This window comes from Streptomyces sp. NPDC050658, assembly GCF_044457025.1.
Lineage (GTDB): Bacteria > Actinomycetota > Actinomycetes > Streptomycetales > Streptomycetaceae > Streptomyces.
Genome location: NZ_JBITGM010000003.1, coordinates 589,158 through 604,287 on the forward strand (window position 1 = coordinate 589,158; position 15,130 = coordinate 604,287).

The 15,130-nt window shown below is 70.7% G+C and carries 11 protein-coding genes and 2 pseudogenes; 10 read left to right on the forward strand and 3 right to left on the reverse strand.

Features of this window, described 5'->3' with window-relative positions; translation table 11 throughout:
* The first annotated feature begins 124 nt into the window (after window positions 1-124).
* Window positions 125-781 (forward strand): TetR/AcrR family transcriptional regulator, encoded by a 657-nt coding sequence (locus tag ACIBKX_RS14240; RefSeq protein ID WP_363272069.1) that lies wholly within the window; start codon window positions 125-127, stop codon window positions 779-781.
* A gap of 46 nt (window positions 782-827) precedes the next feature.
* Here the strand turns inward: ACIBKX_RS14240 and ACIBKX_RS14245 are convergent, their stop codons facing one another.
* Window positions 828-1,391 carry a dihydrofolate reductase family protein gene (locus ACIBKX_RS14245; protein ID WP_363272070.1) on the reverse strand — a complete coding sequence of 188 codons (564 nt, stop codon included), beginning with the start codon at window positions 1,389-1,391 and terminating at the stop codon, window positions 828-830.
* A gap of 277 nt (window positions 1,392-1,668) precedes the next feature.
* On the opposite strand from ACIBKX_RS14245, the pseudogene ACIBKX_RS14250 reads away from it, so the two are divergent.
* The 6 genes and pseudogenes from ACIBKX_RS14250 to ACIBKX_RS14275 all read left to right on the forward strand — a co-directional run bounded on the left by ACIBKX_RS14250 (window position 1,669) and on the right by ACIBKX_RS14275 (window position 10,035).
* Window positions 1,669-2,416 (forward strand): annotated as a pseudogene (locus tag ACIBKX_RS14250) (SAM-dependent methyltransferase).
* Between the two features lie 257 nt (window positions 2,417-2,673).
* Window positions 2,674-4,249: pseudogene (locus tag ACIBKX_RS14255) on the forward strand (molybdopterin dinucleotide binding domain-containing protein).
* Window positions 4,250-4,568: 319 nt separating this feature from the next.
* On the forward strand, window positions 4,569-6,863 hold the full coding sequence (locus ACIBKX_RS14260) for an FdhF/YdeP family oxidoreductase (RefSeq protein WP_363272071.1): 2,295 nt from the start codon (window positions 4,569-4,571) through the stop codon (window positions 6,861-6,863).
* 46 nt (window positions 6,864-6,909) lie between these two features.
* The gene (locus tag ACIBKX_RS14265) at window positions 6,910-8,229 is read left to right on the forward strand and encodes an MFS transporter (protein WP_363272072.1); all 1,320 of its coding nucleotides are present in this window, start codon (window positions 6,910-6,912) and stop codon (window positions 8,227-8,229) included.
* Window positions 8,217-9,056, forward strand: a complete 840-nt coding sequence (gene fdhD / locus ACIBKX_RS14270; RefSeq protein WP_363272073.1) for a formate dehydrogenase accessory sulfurtransferase FdhD — start codon at window positions 8,217-8,219, stop codon at window positions 9,054-9,056. The genes ACIBKX_RS14265 and fdhD overlap by 13 nt, the downstream gene beginning before the upstream one ends.
* Window positions 9,057-9,111: 55 nt before the next feature.
* The gene (locus ACIBKX_RS14275) at window positions 9,112-10,035 is read left to right on the forward strand and encodes a LysR family transcriptional regulator (RefSeq protein WP_363272074.1); all 924 of its coding nucleotides are present in this window, start codon (window positions 9,112-9,114) and stop codon (window positions 10,033-10,035) included.
* 1 nt (window position 10,036) lies between these two features.
* On the opposite strand, the gene ACIBKX_RS14280 is transcribed toward ACIBKX_RS14275, so the two are convergent.
* Window positions 10,037-10,495: a GreA/GreB family elongation factor gene (locus tag ACIBKX_RS14280; RefSeq protein ID WP_363272075.1), complete on the reverse strand. Its 459-nt coding sequence runs from the start codon at window positions 10,493-10,495 to the stop codon at window positions 10,037-10,039.
* A 105-nt stretch (window positions 10,496-10,600) separates the two neighbouring features.
* Window positions 10,601-10,852, reverse strand: a complete 252-nt coding sequence (locus ACIBKX_RS14285) for a hypothetical protein (RefSeq protein WP_363272076.1) — start codon at window positions 10,850-10,852, stop codon at window positions 10,601-10,603.
* Between the two features lie 268 nt (window positions 10,853-11,120).
* Between ACIBKX_RS14285 and ACIBKX_RS14290 the strand changes: the two genes are divergently transcribed.
* The 3 genes from ACIBKX_RS14290 to ACIBKX_RS14300 all read left to right on the forward strand — a co-directional run bounded on the left by ACIBKX_RS14290 (window position 11,121) and on the right by ACIBKX_RS14300 (window position 15,130).
* Window positions 11,121-11,963 (forward strand): mycofactocin-coupled SDR family oxidoreductase, encoded by an 843-nt coding sequence (locus ACIBKX_RS14290; RefSeq protein ID WP_363272077.1) that lies wholly within the window; start codon window positions 11,121-11,123, stop codon window positions 11,961-11,963.
* A gap of 34 nt (window positions 11,964-11,997) precedes the next feature.
* On the forward strand, window positions 11,998-13,668 hold the full coding sequence (locus tag ACIBKX_RS14295; RefSeq protein WP_363272078.1) for an amidohydrolase: 1,671 nt from the start codon (window positions 11,998-12,000) through the stop codon (window positions 13,666-13,668).
* A 103-nt stretch (window positions 13,669-13,771) separates the two neighbouring features.
* The gene (locus ACIBKX_RS14300) at window positions 13,772-15,130 is read left to right on the forward strand and encodes a phosphatase PAP2 family protein (RefSeq protein ID WP_363272079.1); all 1,359 of its coding nucleotides are present in this window, start codon (window positions 13,772-13,774) and stop codon (window positions 15,128-15,130) included.

Sequence of the window (15,130 nt, forward strand, 5' to 3'; positions counted from 1 at the left end):
CCCTCCGCGCAGACGTATGGACTCAGGACCGGACCTGGACGGAAACACGGCAGCTCCTCGCAATAACCGTACGGCTATACCGTATAGCCATATGGTTTTTACCGTACCCTGATACGGTTATCAAGTGGCGAGGACAGCGGATCATGAAGAACGGCGACGTCAGATCGCCGTGGCGGTGTGCGAACTCATCTCCGGGGACGGCTTCGACTCGGTGACCGTCGCCCGCACGGCCGCTGCCGCGGGCATCTCAGTGGGCCTGGTGCAGCACTACTTCCGCACCAAGGACGAGATGCTGCTGCACGCCTTCCGGCATGTGAGCGCCCAGGTCCGGCGCCGGATCGACGAACGCATCCAGGCCGGCATCGAGCACCGTCGCCCCATCGCCGAGGTGTTGGCGGAGGGGATGACCGAACTCCTGCCGCTCGACGCGACCCGGCGCACCGAGTTCCGCGTGACGCGCGCGTTCGCGGGGCGCGCCCTGGACGCGCCCGCGCTCGCCGAGGTCGACATCGAGACCGCGAGGGCGCTGCGCGCCGATGTCGCCCAGGCCGTGCGCAACGGCAAGGAGTGCGGCGAGGTCGAGCCCGGCCTGGACCCGTGGCCCGCGGCGGTGCGCCTCGCCGCGGTCACCGACGGACTGGCCCTCCAGGTGTACCGCGACCCGGACGGCGTGCAGGGAACCCCCGCGAAGGAGCTCGCGGCATCGATCCTCGACGCCGAACTCGGAGCGGTGTTCACGGGGCAGTGCGGGCAGTACGACGCCGGAAAGGGCCGCCGCTAGCCCGACCCATGTCCAGCGGCGCTCAGACGCTCAGCTGCTCAGACGCTCAGCGCCTCGTCTCGTACCTGGTCAGGAGCACGCCGCAGGGAAACGTCCGCGTTTCCACCAGGTTCAGGTTCACCCAGCTGTCCAGCCCGGCGAAGAACGGGGTGCCGCCGCCCACCAGGACCGGCGCGGTGGCCAGCACGTACTCGTCGACCAGCCCGGCCCGCATGGCCGCCCCGGCGAGCGTCGCGCCGCCGATGACCATCGGGCCGCCGTCCTCGGCCTTGAGCCGGGTGATCTCAGCGACCGCGTCGCCGGTGACCAGGCGGGTGTTCCAGTCGACCTTGTCGATCGTCGAGGAGAACACCACCTTCGACATGTCCCGCCAACGGTGCGCGAACTCGATCTCGGCCGGGGTGGCGCCCGGCTGCTGGTCGCCGGTCGGCCAGTAGGAGCTCATCGTCAGCCACAGCTTGCGCCCGTACAGCGAGATGCCGGTCGCCTCCAGCTGGTCGGACCAGAACTGGAACAGCTCGTCGCTCGGCACGCTCCAGCCGATGTCGTCGCCGGGCGCGGCGATATAGCCGTCCAGGGACAGGTTCATGGCGTAGATGAGTTTCCGCATGGCGCCAGCCTCCCGCGAGTCGGTCTCACGCGTACAGACCGACGCGGCGCGGGAAAGTCATCGTTCCGTCGAGGAAATGACATCGAGCCTGGTCATGAGGTCCACCGCCGCTGAAATGCGATGGACACGGCGATCTCGGCGGCCGTACCCTCGGCCGGTCCCAGCCTTCACACGTCCGAAGAGGTGCATTTGATGACGGTCCAGGTTCTCGCGGCCAACTCCCGTCGGCCGCATGGCCCAGCCGTTCTCACTTCCACGGACCGAAGGAACCCCTGTAGTGGATCTGCCACGTAGCTTCACCATCCGCGACAGCAGTCATCGCCTCTGCAACCCGTTCACCAGCGAGAAGCTGGCCATCCTGGGGCAGGCCATCAGCCCGTCGCCGGGCACCCGCGTGCTCGACCTCGCCTGTGGCAAGGGCGAGTTGCTGTGCACCTGGGCCCGGGACCACGGTGTCTTTGGCACCGGGGTCGACATCAGCACCGTCTTCCTCGACGCCGCCCGTACGCGGGCAGCGGAGCTGGGCGTCGCCGACCGGGTCGGCTTCGTGCACGCGGACGCCTCGGGCCACATCGCCGAGGATCCCGTCGACATCGCCGCCTGCGTCGGCGCCACCTGGATCGGCTCAGGCGTGGCGGGCACCGTCGAACTCCTGCGGCGCAGTCTCGTTCCCCGGCGGCATGATGCTGATCGGCGAACCGTACTGGCGCCGCGAGCCCGCGGACCAGGCCACCGTCGAGGGCTGCCACATGGCCCGCAAGGACGACCTGCTCCCGCTGCCGGAACTGCTCGAACAGTTCGGGACCCTGGGCTGTGACGTCGTCGAGATGGTCCTCGCCGACCAGGACAGCTGGGACCGTTACGCCGCGGCACAGTGGCTCAACATCCGCCGCTGGCTCGACGCCAACCCCGACGACGAGCTCGCCGCCGAACTGCGCGCGGAACTCACCACGGCACCAGTCCGGCACGCCAGGTACCAGCGCGAGTACCTCGGGTGGGGTGTGTTCGTACTGATGGACCGCTGACACCACTCCAGGTAGCCCCGGCGCCACCCGCCGGGGCTGCCCGGCTCGGCTGGCAGCCCCCCACCCCCCGCTCTAGCCTGATCAAAGGCGTCGTACGTCGTACTCAGCGCGCGCCCCCGTGGCGAAAGGTGTCAGTCGTGTGCCCCTCCAGCGAGGATCAGGGACAGCCGGAGGGCAGGGTCGGGCCCGTGCCTGCGGGCGAGCCGGAGTTTCGGCCCTATCACCATCCTGCCGCCGGATGGGGCGCCGCCAAGAGTGTGACCCGCTTTCTGGTGCGGGAGCGGGAGCTGGTCGACGGGCCCCGGGCCATCATGAAGATGAACCACGAGAACGGTGGCTTCGACTGTCCCGGATGTGCTTGGCCCGATGACACCAAGGGGCTGAAGCTCGACATCTGCGAGAACGGGATCAAACACGTCACGTGGGAGATGACCGGGAAGCGGGTCGGGCGGGAGTTCTTCGCCGAGCACTCCGTGAGTGAGTTGTCCCAGTGGAGCGACTTCGCGCTGGAGGACCAGGGGCGGCTGACCGAGCCGATGCGGTACGTGTGCCGCCACCTCCTGGGAGGAGATCGAGCGGCAGTCCGGCGTCGGCCGCGACGTCATCCTCAAGATGGCCCGCGTCTACGGCGAGGCCGACCGCAGCATCGTCAGCTGGTGCCTCGGGGTCACCCAGCACGAGCACGGCGTCGACACCGTACGCGAGATCGTCAATCTGCTGCTGCTCCGCGGCAATCTGGGGCGCGAGGGTGCCGGGCCCTCCCCGGTGCGCGGGCACAGCAATGTGCAGGGCAACCGGACCTGCGGCATCGACCACCGCCCCTCCCCCGAGTTCCTGGACCGGCTCGCCGAGGTCTGCAAGATCGACCCGCCCCGCGCGCACGGCCTGGACACCGTCGCCACCATCCGGGCGATGAAGCGCGGCGACGTGAAGGTGTTCGTTGGCATGGGCGGCAACTTCGCCCTCGCGGCGCCCGACACCCCGTACACCTATGAGGCCCTGCGCAACTGCGAGTTGACGGTGCAGGTGAGCACCAAGCTGAACCGCAGTCACCTCGTCCACGGGCGGCAGGCGCTCATCCTGCCCTGCCTCGGCCGTACGGAGAAGGACCATCAGCGCGGCGGCCTGCAGTCCACGTCCGTCGAGGACTCCATGAGCATGGTGCATCTGTCGGTCGGCATGAAGCGCCCCGCCTCCCCGCAGCTGCTCTCGGAGCCCGCGATCGTCGCCGGCATGGCCCGCGCCGCGCTGCCCGACAGCGAGACCCCCTGGCAGTGGTACGTCGAGGACTACGACCGCATCCGCGACACCATGGCCCAGGCCCTCGACGGCTTCGAGGACTTCAACCGCCGGGTACGCCTTCCGCTCGGCTTCCGCATCAAGCAGCCGGCCCGCGAGCTGGTCTTCCTCACCCCGTCCGGCGCCGCCGAGTTCTCCTCGGCCCCGCTGCCGGACGTCGTGCCCGACCCCGGCACCCTCGCGCTCGGCACGATGCGCTCCCACGACCAGTGGAACACCACCATCTACTCCGACAACGACCGCTACCGCGGCATCAAGAACCTGCGCACCCTCGTCTTCATGAACCAGGACGACATGCGCGAGCGCGGCATCGACGAGTTCGACCCGGTCGACATCACCAGCACCGCCAAGGACGGCAGCCGGCGCAGGCTCGACGGCTATCTCGCCATCCCGTACGACATCCCGCGCGGCTGCGCGGCCGGGTACATGCCCGAGATGAACGTCCTGTGCGCGCTGATCGACCACAGCACCCAGAGCGACCAGCCGATCATGAAGCACGTCAAGGTCACCATCAGCCCGAGCCCCACTGGCTGAGCGGCACACGCCTCTTCGTACGGCGTCACACGGACATTTCTCGTCCATCCGTTTCATGCAGATCGGTTCCATTTCCCTCGCATCAGTTTTCGGGGATTCCCCGGGGAAATCAAAGAGGGGTTTCCGATCTCGTGATCGGCGGGGGCTATCCGGTCATCATCACTCCCGTGAGCAGGGACGTTGCGGCAATAAGCCGTGCCTATCACGTCATCGAAAACGCCGCTTTGACGTGGACCGCGCACCCGGCGGAAGCTGCTCAAGCAGCGGGCACCGGACATTTCACGGGACAGCGGAAAAGAAGAAAGAGGCAGCGCACACCATGACCACCATCGAGGACCCCAGCGACGAGCTGTCCGTCACCCCGCCCAAGACCTGGGCCGCCGGCGTCCCCGCCGTCACGCACGCGCTGCGGTACTCCCTGGAGCAGACATCGGTACGGCGCACCGCGCTGACCCTGCTCAACATCAACCAGGCCGAGGGCATCGACTGCCCCGGCTGTGCCTGGCCCGAGCCCGCGCCGGGCAAGCGGCACAGGAACGAGTACTGCGAGAACGGCGCCAAGCACATCAACGACGAGGCCACCTCACGCCGCGTCACCCGCGACTTCTTCCGCGAGCACTCCATAGCCGAGCTCGACGGCAAGTCCGACTACTGGCTCAACCAGCAGGGCCGGCTGACCGAGCCGATGGTCAAGCGGCCCGGTGCGACACACTACGAACCGATCGGCTGGGACGAGGCGTTCGGGCTGCTCGCGCGGGAGCTCAAGGCGCTGGCCTCCCCCGACGAGGCCCTCTTCTACGTCTCCGGGCGGCTGAACAACGAGGCCGCCTTCCTGCTCCAGCTCTTCGCCCGCGCCTACGGCACCAACAATCTGCCCGACTGCTCCAACATGTGCCACGAGTCCAGCGGCTGCGCGATGAACGAGACGCTCGGCACCGGCAAGGGCAGTGTCACGCTGGACGACATCCACGACTCCGACCTGATCTTCGTCGTGGGACAGAACCCCGGCACCAATCACCCCCGCATGCTGTCGGCGCTCGAACAGACCAAGCGCAACGGCGGGCAGGTCGTCGCGGTCAACACGCTGCCCGAGGCCGGGCTCATGCGCTTCAAGAACCCGCAGGTGCCGCGCGGCGTCATCGGCAAGGGCACGGCCATCGCCGACCAGTTCCTGCACATCCGGGCCGGTGGCGACCTGGCCCTGTTCCAGGCCCTGAACCTGATGCTCCTGGAGGCCGAGGACGCGGCGCCGGGCACGGTCCTCGACCACCGGTACATCGACACGTACTCCACCGGCTTCGAGGAGTTCGCCGAGCACACCCGCAAGGTCTCCTGGGACCACGTCCACGAGGCGACCGGACTGTCCCGCGAGGAGATCGACCAGCTCTTCGACCGGGTGCTCGGCGCCAAGAAGATCATCGTGTGCTGGGCGATGGGCCTCACCCAGCAGAAGCACGGCGTTCCCTCCATCCGCGAAGTCATCAACTTCCTGATGCTGCGCGGCAATATCGGCAGACCCGGCGCGGGCGTGTGCCCGGTGCGCGGCCACAGCAATGTGCAGGGCGACCGCACCATGGGCGTCTGGGAGCGGATGCCCCAGCCGTTCCTGGACGCCCTGGGGAGCGAGTTCGGGTTCACTCCGCCCGCCCGTCACGGGCTCGACGCCGTGAACGGCATCCGGGCCATGTACGAGGGGCGCGCCAGGTTCTTCCTCGGCGTCGCGGGCAACTTCGTCCGCGCGAGCCCCGACAGCGCGGTCACCGAGGAGGCCATGCGCGGCTGCCGGCTCACCGCGCACATCTCCACCAAGCTCAACCGGTCCCATACGGTGTGCGGCGACACCGCCCTGATCCTGCCGACGCTGGGCCGCAGCGACAGGGACGTACAGAACGGCGTCGAGCAGTTCATCACCGTCGAGGACTCGATGAGCGATGTGCACGCGTCCCGGGGGAAGTTGCCGCCCGCGTCGCCCCATCTGCTGAGCGAGGTCGCGATCATCGCGCGGATGGCGCGCGCGACGCTGGGCGACGAACCCGCCATCCCCTGGGAGGAGTTCGAGGCGGACTACGGGACCATCCGGGACCGGATCTCCCGTGTCATACCTGGCTTCGAGGACTTCAACGCGCGCGTGGCCGAGCCGGGCGGCTTTCATCTGGCCAATCCGGTGAACGCGGGCGTCTACCGGACCCCCAGCGGCAAGGCCGTCTTCACCTGCAACGACTTCACGATGCCGGACGTGCCCAAGGGGCATCTGCTGCTGCAGACGCTGCGCTCGCACGACCAGTGGAACACCGTCTGGTACGCCCCCGACGACCGCTACCGCGGCATCCACAACGCCCGCCGCGTCGTGCTCGTCAACCCGGCCGACCTGGCCGAACTGGGCATCGAGGACGGGGACTTGGTGGATCTCGTCAGCGTCTGGCACGACGGGAGGGAACGCCGCGCGGAGGGGTTCCGGGCCGTCGCCTATCCCGCCAGTCGCGGTTCCGCAGCGGCCTATTACCCCGAGACCAACGTCCTGGTCCCGCTGGACAGCGTCGCCGACATCAGCAACTGCCCCACCTCCAAGGCGGTCGTGGTGCGTCTGGACCCCGCCCAGACCCCGCCGCGCTGAGCCCCCTCCCCCAAGAAACTCCACCTCCAGAAAGGTGCTGTCCCGCATGCCCGCGTCTCGCGCCCCTCGCGGCCGGCTCCCGGCTGCTGCCGCGGTGTTCGCCGCCGCCTGGGGCGCGAACCAGTTCACCCCGCTCTCGGTGGTGTACCGCACCCAGGAGCACTGGGCCGCGCTTCCCGTCGCCGCCATGTTCACGATGTACGTCATCGGACTGCTGCCCGGTCTGCTGCTCGGCGGCATGGCCGCGGACCGCTTCGGCAGGCGGCGCGTGGTCCGGCCCGCGCTCGCCCTGTCCGCCGCCGCCAGCGCCCTGCTCGCCGCGGCTCCCGTCTCCCAGAGCCTCGTGTACGTCAGCCGCCTCGCCACCGGAGTCGCGGCGGGCGTCATCCTGACCGCGGGGACCCGGTGGCTTCGGGAGCTGTCCGCCGGGGCCGGGCGCCCGGACGTGGGCGAGCGGCGTGCGACGTACGCGACCGGCGGCGGATTCGCCACCGGCGCGCTGGTGGCGGGCGCCGCCGCCGAGTGGCTGCCGCGGCCGATGGTGCTGCCCTGCCTCATCCACTGCGCACTGGCCCTGCTGGCGCTCGGCGCGACCACCCTGGCGACGGAGACGACACCGGAAACTCCGGCGCCGGAGACCTCACCCGCCGCCCCAACGACCCCACCCCGGCCCGCCCCGCACCACGCCCCCTTCCGAAGCCCCCGCTTCCGCTGGGTGGTGCTGCCCGCCACCCCCGCGGTCTTCGGTGCCGCGACCGTCGCGTACGTCGTGCTGCCGCCGCTGGTGGCGGACCAAGTGCCCGGATTCGCACCGGTCTTCAGCGGTCTGGTGGCCGCGCTGACCCTCGCGACGGGCATCGCGGTGCAGCCCCTGGCCGCCTGGCTCGACCATGCGCACAGCGCGCGGGCCACCCTGGCGGCGATGGCCACCGTCATCGGCGGACTCGCGCTCGGCGCGTTCGCCGTCCAGCGGGACTCCGCGGGGCTCGTGCTCGCCGCGGCCGTGCTGCTCGGCGCCGGGTACGGGCTCGCGCTGGCCTCGGGGCTGATGGAGATGGAGCGGCTCGCGCGGCCCAAGGCCTGCCCCTCCACGGCGTTCGTCTATCAGGGCGCCACCCACAGCGGCTTTCTCGCGCCGCTCCTGCTGGCCCTCGCCGCCGGAGCCGGGGCCGCTCCCTACCACCACCTGCTGGCAGGCATGGCGGCCGTCGGCCTGCTCTGCCTGGTCGTCACCGCACGCCACAGCCGCCGGAGCACGGCCCCGAGAAGAACTATGAGGAGAACCACGCGAAGAGCTACGAGAAGAGCTACGAGAAGAGCTACGAGGAGAGCTACGAGGAGAGGAGAAGCGTCATGGGACGCGTGACCGCCCGGCGCCGGGTGCTGCGCATCCGCGACGGAGTCGCCTCGCCGCGGCCGGACACCCTGGCCGCCGAGGAGCCGATGGAGATCAGGGTCGGCGGGCGTGCGCTCACGGTGACCATGCGCACGCCGGGCGACGACTTCGACCTGGCGGCCGGATTCCTGGTGAGCGAGGGGGTGTTGCACGCCGCCGACGAGATCGCGGGCATCCGCTACTGCGCGGGCGCCACGGCCGACGGCGGCAACACCTACAACGTGGTGGACGTCGCCCTGGCCCCCGGCGTGGCCGCTCCCGACGCGTCGCTGGAGCGGAACTTCTACACCACGTCATCGTGCGGGCTGTGCGGCAAGGCGAGCCTGGACGCCGTACGCACCTCGGCGGCGTGGTCCGTGGCCGATGACCCGCTGCGCGTCCGCCCGGCGACGCTGACGGACATCCCGGATCAACTGCGGGCCGCCCAGCGGGTGTTCGACAGCACTGGAGGGCTGCATGCCGCGGGGCTGTTCACCGCGGACGGCGAGCTGCTGTGCCTGCGCGAGGACGTCGGCCGGCACAACGCCGTGGACAAGGTGATCGGCCACGCCCTGCGGTCGGGACTCCTTCCGCTGCGCGGGACGGTCCTGATGGTGAGCGGCCGGGCCTCCTTCGAGCTGGTGCAGAAGGCGCTGATGGCCGGAATCCCGATGCTGGCGGCCGTCTCCGCGCCGTCCTCGCTCGCCGTGGACCTGGCCGCGGACAACGGGCTGACGCTGGTCGGTTTCCTTCGCGGTACGTCGATGAACGTGTACGCCGGGTTCGAGCGCGTAGGGCCGCTGCCCGGCACGGCGTGAAACGGGCGTTCCCGGGAAACTGGCATTGCCCCGCGCGTTCCGGTAGACCCTTGACGTGCTCTTTCGCCAACTCGAATACCTCGTGGCCCTCTCCAGGGAGCGTCATTTCGCCCGTGCCGCGCAGGCCTGTTACGTCTCCCAGCCCGCCCTGTCAGAGGCGATCCGGAAACTGGAGGAGGAGCTGGACGTGCCGCTGGTCCGGCGCGGCCGGAAGTACGAGGGGCTCACGCCCGAGGGCGAGCGGATCGTGATGCGGGCGCAGCGGATCCTGGCCGACCGGGACGCGCTGAAGGACGAGGTCGGCGCGTTGCGCACCGGTCTGAGCGGCAGGCTGCGGATCGGCTCGGTGCCGACCGCGTCCGGTGCCGTGTCGCTGTTGACCGCGCCGTTCTGCGCGGCGCATCCGCTGGTCACCGTGGAAGTGATAGCGGACCTGAGGTCCGAGGACATCCTCCGCCAGCTGCGGGATTTCGAGATCGACGCCGGAATCACCTATCTGCGCAAGGACCTCGGCGACGGTTTCCGGTCGGTGCCGCTGTACCAGGAGCGGTACGTCCTGCTGACCGACGTCGCCGACGGCCTCGCACAGCGGCAGTCGGCGACCTGGGCGGAGGCGTCCCAGCTGCCGCTGTGTCTGCTGATCGGGGCGATGCAGGGGCGTCAGGTGCTCGACGAGCTGTTCGCCGAGGCGGGCCTGCGGCCCGCGCCGCGGGTCGAGACCGATTCGGTGGCCGCGCTGTTCGCCCATGTCCGCACGGGCCACTGGGCGAGCATCGTGCCGCACACGTGGCTGCATGTCTTCGGCGTCCCGCACGGCATGCGGGCGGTGCCGATGGTCGAGCCCGAGCGGACGGTGCCGGTGGGCCTCGTGGTCGCCGCGCGGGAGCCGGAGTCGGTCATGGCCCGCGCGCTCACGGCGACCGCACGGCAGACCGACGTCGCGGCCGCCCTGGAACGCCTGCCGGGGGATCCGCCCTGAGTCAGCCGAGCGACACGATCGTCACGGCCGCCGCCCCGCCGGGCGCTACATAGCTGACGCTGTCGCCCGCGCGGTGGCCCATCAGCGCGCGGCCGATGGGACTGTCGTAGGTGACCATCGTCGGGTCGAGCGGCTCCGCGACCTCGCCGATCTCCACGGTCTGCAGCGATCCGTCCGGGAAGCGCAGGGTGACCGTGCTGCCCATACCGACCTCGTCGGTCGAGGGCGGTCCCGCGTCGTCGGCCTGGCGCAGCCGCAGGGTGATCTCGGTGATGCGGTCGTCGAGCCGCCCGATCACCGCCAGCCGCCGCAGTTCGTCGGCCTGGTCGGCGCGGTCCCCCGTCTCGGGGTTGTCCTGGAGCGTCGCGGCGTCCGCGTTCCGTTCGGTACGCAGATCGGCGAGCTCCTTCTCGAGTGCGCGCCGTGCGGTGGCACTGATCGGCTGGGGCTCTGCGGTCATCACTGCTCCTGGGGCGGTCCTGTCCTGTGTGCTGTGCTGTGGCTGGGCGGCGGTCCGGTCCGGTCCGGTCCGCGAGAGGTGTGCGGGCCGGCCGCCGCCCACGGATCACGTCGCGTCGGGCTTCCTCTTGCCCGTCCGGATCTCGCCCAGGCCGGCCTCGCGGTCCACCTCGGCCTGCGCCGCCTCGTACTGCTCCTCGCCGCTCTGCCGCTTCGTCACCGGAATGCCGGCTTCGCGCTCGTCCTCGCGTGTACGACGCTCCAGTTCCTCCTCGTCGGGCCGCCGGGGCATTCCCCGGCTGTGGTCCGTGTCCGGGTTGCCTTCGACTTTCCGGTTGGACTTGTGGTGACCCGCCATGTGTCCTCCTTGGTGGAACACCCGGCGCCGGTGCGCCCAGGCGTGCTCACTGATGGGCGGTATTGAGGGGCATTGAGAGGTATTGAGGGGATCTGTCCCACTGAATCGCGATGTGCCCGCCTCTGCAAGCGGAGCCGGAATGGCCGGTGGCCGGTGCGAGCGGCGGTTCCGGGACAACCCGTCGGCGGGCATTGCCGCCCTGGCTCCACCGCTGCTATCCAGGGCAGAAAGGGCAGAACCGGCGGTCCACACAGCGAGGAGCCCCGAGATGCGGGACGAGGGAACTCGGAGCGGGCAGGGGCGCCTTGACGGCAAAGTGGCGTTCGTGACGGGTGCCGCGGGCGGACTCGGCCGCAGCCATGTCCGGCGCCTCGCCGAGGAGGGTGCCGACCTCGTGATCGTGGACCTGTGCCGGTCGGTGGACACCGTGCCCTACCCGCTGTCGACCCCGGAGGAGCTGTCGGAAGCGGTCGATGAGGTGCGGGACCTGGGCCGCCGCGTCGTGGCCCGGCAGACCGACGTACGCGACCGGGCCGCCCTCCAGGAGGCGTACGACGCGGGGCTCGACGAGTTCGGGCGGATCGACGTCGTCGTCGCCAACGCCGGGATCGCGCCGCTCCTCGTGGAGGACCGGCTGGAGGCGTGGCACGACGCCATCGACGTGAACCTCACCGGCACCTTCCACACCGTCGAGGTGGCCATACCGTCGATGATCGCCGCCGAGCGGGGCGGCTCGATCGTGCTCGTCAGCTCCACCGCGGGCCTGGTCGGCATCGGCGGGGCCAGCAACGGCGGCCTCGGCTACGCCGCCTCCAAGCACGGCATGGTCGGTCTGATGCGTACGTACGCCAACAACCTCGCCCCGCACAGCATCAGGGTGAACTCCGTGCACCCCACGGGAGTGGCCACCCGCATGGTCACCGACCCCGCCGTGGTCGACTTCGTCGCCCAGGACCCGATCCTCTCCGAGACGGCACCCAACGCCCTGCCGGTGGAGACGGTCGAGCCGGTCGACGTGTCCCATGCCGTCCTGTGGCTGGCCTCTGACGAGGCCCGCTACGTCACCGGCGTCACGCTGCCCGTGGACGCCGGATTCATCAACCGCCGCTGAGCGCTGAACCGGCCCCTGCCGGAGGTGGAGCGTCATGAACGACCGATACGCCGACACCGCGGACACGATTCTGCTGGGCGGGTACGTCCGGACGGAATCCGGCTGGGCCGAGGCCCTCTCCGTACGCGCCGGTGTCATCGACGCGGTCGGCGGGGGCGCGGAAGTGCTGCGGCGGCGCGGCCCCGGCACCCGGGTGGTGGACCTGGCCGGTGACACCGTCCTGCCCGGCCTGCACGACCTGCACGTGCATCCGATCTACGCCGGGGTCCGTGAGCGCCGCTGCAAGATCCCGCAGGGTTCGAGCCTGGCCGACACCCTGCGCGTCGTGGCCGAGCACGTGGCGCGGGCCGCGCCCGGATCGTGGGTCCTCGGCGGGCAGTGGGACGCCTCCGCGCTCGGCGGCACCCCGAACCGGACCATGCTCGACACGGTCGCCCCCGACCATCCGGTGATCCTGGAGGACACCAGCGGCCACAGCTCGTGGGCGAACAGTGCCGCCCTCGCGGCCGGCGGCATCGGCCCCGGCACACCGGACCCGCTGGGCGGCTTCTTCGAGCGGGACGCCGCGGGCAGGCCGAGCGGCATCCAGCGCGAGACGGCCGCCGATCTGCTCGCCGCGTCGGCGCCCAGGCCCGGCGACGACGAGGTCGAGGCGGCCCTGGAGTGGTCCCTCGGCGAGATGCTCTCCCACGGGATCACGTCGTTCACGGAAGCCGCGGTCGGGTTCACCGCGGGGCCGCACTCCGAGTTACGCGCCTATACCCGTCTCGCCGCGCGCGGAGCCGTCAGGCAGCGGGTGCGCCTGAGCCTGGTGTGGTCTCCGCACGACCCGCTGTGCGAGGAGGTGATCGCGAACCGGAACCTGTGCGCGAGCCCTCACATCACGCCCGACTGCGTGAAGATCTTCCTCGACGGGGTGCCGACCGACAGCCACACGGCGGCCATGATCGAGCCGTACCAGGACACGGCGGGCGGACGGGGCGACGAGGCCGGCCGGCACGGGATGCTCGCGATCGAACCGGCGGTGCTCGACCACGCGGTGACGCGCTTCGACCGGATGGGCATCACGGTCAAGTTCCACGCTGCCGGCGACGCGGCGGTCAGGGCGGCCCTTGACGCGATCGAGGCCGCCCGCGCGGCCAACGGGCCCGGCCCCTGCATGCACAACGTGGGTCACTGCACGTTCGTGGCGAAGGCCGACCTCGCGCGCGCGGCGCGGATCGGCGCGACCTTCGAGGTCTCCCCCTATCTGTGGCGGCCCTCCCCGATCTGCTCCGACATCGCGGCCGCCGTCGGCCGGGACGCGGTCGAACGCGCGTGGCCGGTGCGCGAGATGCTCGAGTCCGGCGCGCTGGTGGTGCCGGGGTCGGACTGGTGCGTCGTACCGTCGGTGAACCCGTGGTCGGCCATCGAGACGCTCGTCACCCGGCAGGAGCCCGGCGGCGGCACCGACCGCTTCGGCGGGTCCGAGGCGATCACGCTGGCGCAGGCCTTCGATCTGTTCACGGTCAACTCCGCGCGCCAGGAGGGCATGGCGCACCGCGTCGGGCGCATCGAGCCCGGCATGCTCGCCGATGTCGTGGTCGTCGACCGGAACCCCTTCGAGGTGCCGATCACCGAGGTGCACGGCACCAGGGTCAGGCGGACCTTCGTCGAGGGCGAGCAGGTCTACGACGCCGGGGCACAGGCCCCGTCACGGGCTTGACGGAGCCCGCGGCACCGCCCGGACCGGCCCGATGGGATGATCGGCCTCTCGACGCGTGCCCACCCAACAAATCGGCCGACAATTGATACCCATAGGTTCGCGGATGCTTCCGCGGGACAACAGCAGAGCCAACCCCGCCGTCTGGCGTCAGCCGCGTGTGCTCATCTGGGCCGCGGCAGGCCTCGTGGCCCTCGGGTTCCTGATCGCCCTGGAGATCGCCGCGCGGCGCTACGGCGGAGTGCCGGGGCCGATCACCAACCAGGCGCGCGAGGTGATCTTCCCGCCCAAGCCGGGGCCGCTGTACGGCGGTCTGGCGCTGACGATGGTCGTGCTCAGCCGGCGGGAGCGGCTGATCGCCGCCGGTGCCGCGGTCGGCATCGACGTCGTCTTCGTTCTTGTGCGGTGGGCGGTCGACGCCGACGTACCCGAAGGGCAGTTCTTCGGGAACGGCGCGCTGTGGGCGATGCTGGGCGTCGCGGTCGTCGCGATCACGCGCCGAACCGGGGCCGAACGGGTCCTGCTCCTGAAGGGCGTCGGGCTCGGGCTGCTCCTGGTGGCGGGCCGCAAGACCGGTGACACCTGGCTGCTCATCACGTCGAAGACCCGCCCGACCGTGCTCGACCCGTATGTCGCGGCCGCCGATCACGCCCTGGGCAACCCGTCGTGGCTCGCGGGCCGGGCCCTTGAGGCGATCGGTCCGGTCGGCTCCCATGTGCTCGACCTGGTGTACGCGCAGCTCGCGGTGGCCGCGATCGTCGCCGCGCTGTACCAGCTGCGGAACGTGGCGGCCGAGCGCCGCTTCCCGCGCCACCACCTCGTACGCACCTTCCTGCTCATCGGGCTCATCGGCCCCGCGTTCTACATGATCTTCCCGGTGGTCGGCCCGATCTTCGCCTACGGTCCGGGCACCTCCGGCACCGGCGGCGTGGAGTGGGCGGTGGCCGACCTGTGGCCGCACACGCTGCCGTCGATCACCGCCCCGCACCCGGTGCCGTACGACGGCATCACCCCGCGCAACTGCATGCCGAGCCTGCACACGGCCTGGGCCACGGCGATCTTCGTGCATACCCGCAAGGGGCCGCGGCTGCTGCGCTACGCGGGCACGTTCTGGCTGGTCGCCACGCTCAGCGCGACGCTGGGCTTCGGCTACCACTACGGCGTGGACCTCGTCGCCGGCATCGTCTTCGCGCTCACCGTCGAGGCGGGCCTGCGCACGTTCGACCGCGGCTGGGACCGCTCGGGGCTCGTGCTGGTCGGCTACGGCACCGTGGTCTTCGCGGCGCTCCTGGTGTCGTACCGCTTCCTGCCGATGGAGATGGCCGGACACCCGTGGGTGTTCGGCCCGCTGGTCCTGCTGTCGATGGTCTCCGTGATCTACGGCTATGTGCGGACCACCGGGGCGTGGGAGCGGAAGCCCGCGCCCACGCTCCGGTCGCCGCAGCCGCAGCCCGAACCGGTCTGA

Bases quoted from the DNA above. Each gene is read 5' to 3' on its own strand.
- ACIBKX_RS14245 (WP_363272070.1), bottom strand. From the start codon at position 1,391: ATGCGGAAACTCATCTACGCCATGAACCTGTCCCTGGACGGCTATATC.
- ACIBKX_RS14260 (WP_363272071.1), top strand. From the start codon at position 4,569: ATGACCACCATCGAGGACCCCAGCGACGAGCTGTCCGTCACCCCGCCC.
- ACIBKX_RS14265 (WP_363272072.1), top strand. From the start codon at position 6,910: ATGCCCGCGTCTCGCGCCCCTCGCGGCCGGCTCCCGGCTGCTGCCGCG.
- fdhD (WP_363272073.1), top strand. From the start codon at position 8,217: ATGGGACGCGTGACCGCCCGGCGCCGGGTGCTGCGCATCCGCGACGGA.
- ACIBKX_RS14280 (WP_363272075.1), bottom strand. From the start codon at position 10,495: ATGACCGCAGAGCCCCAGCCGATCAGTGCCACCGCACGGCGCGCACTC.
- ACIBKX_RS14285 (WP_363272076.1), bottom strand. From the start codon at position 10,852: ATGGCGGGTCACCACAAGTCCAACCGGAAAGTCGAAGGCAACCCGGAC.
- ACIBKX_RS14290 (WP_363272077.1), top strand. From the start codon at position 11,121: ATGCGGGACGAGGGAACTCGGAGCGGGCAGGGGCGCCTTGACGGCAAA.
- ACIBKX_RS14295 (WP_363272078.1), top strand. From the start codon at position 11,998: ATGAACGACCGATACGCCGACACCGCGGACACGATTCTGCTGGGCGGG.
- ACIBKX_RS14300 (WP_363272079.1), top strand. From the start codon at position 13,772: ATGCTTCCGCGGGACAACAGCAGAGCCAACCCCGCCGTCTGGCGTCAG.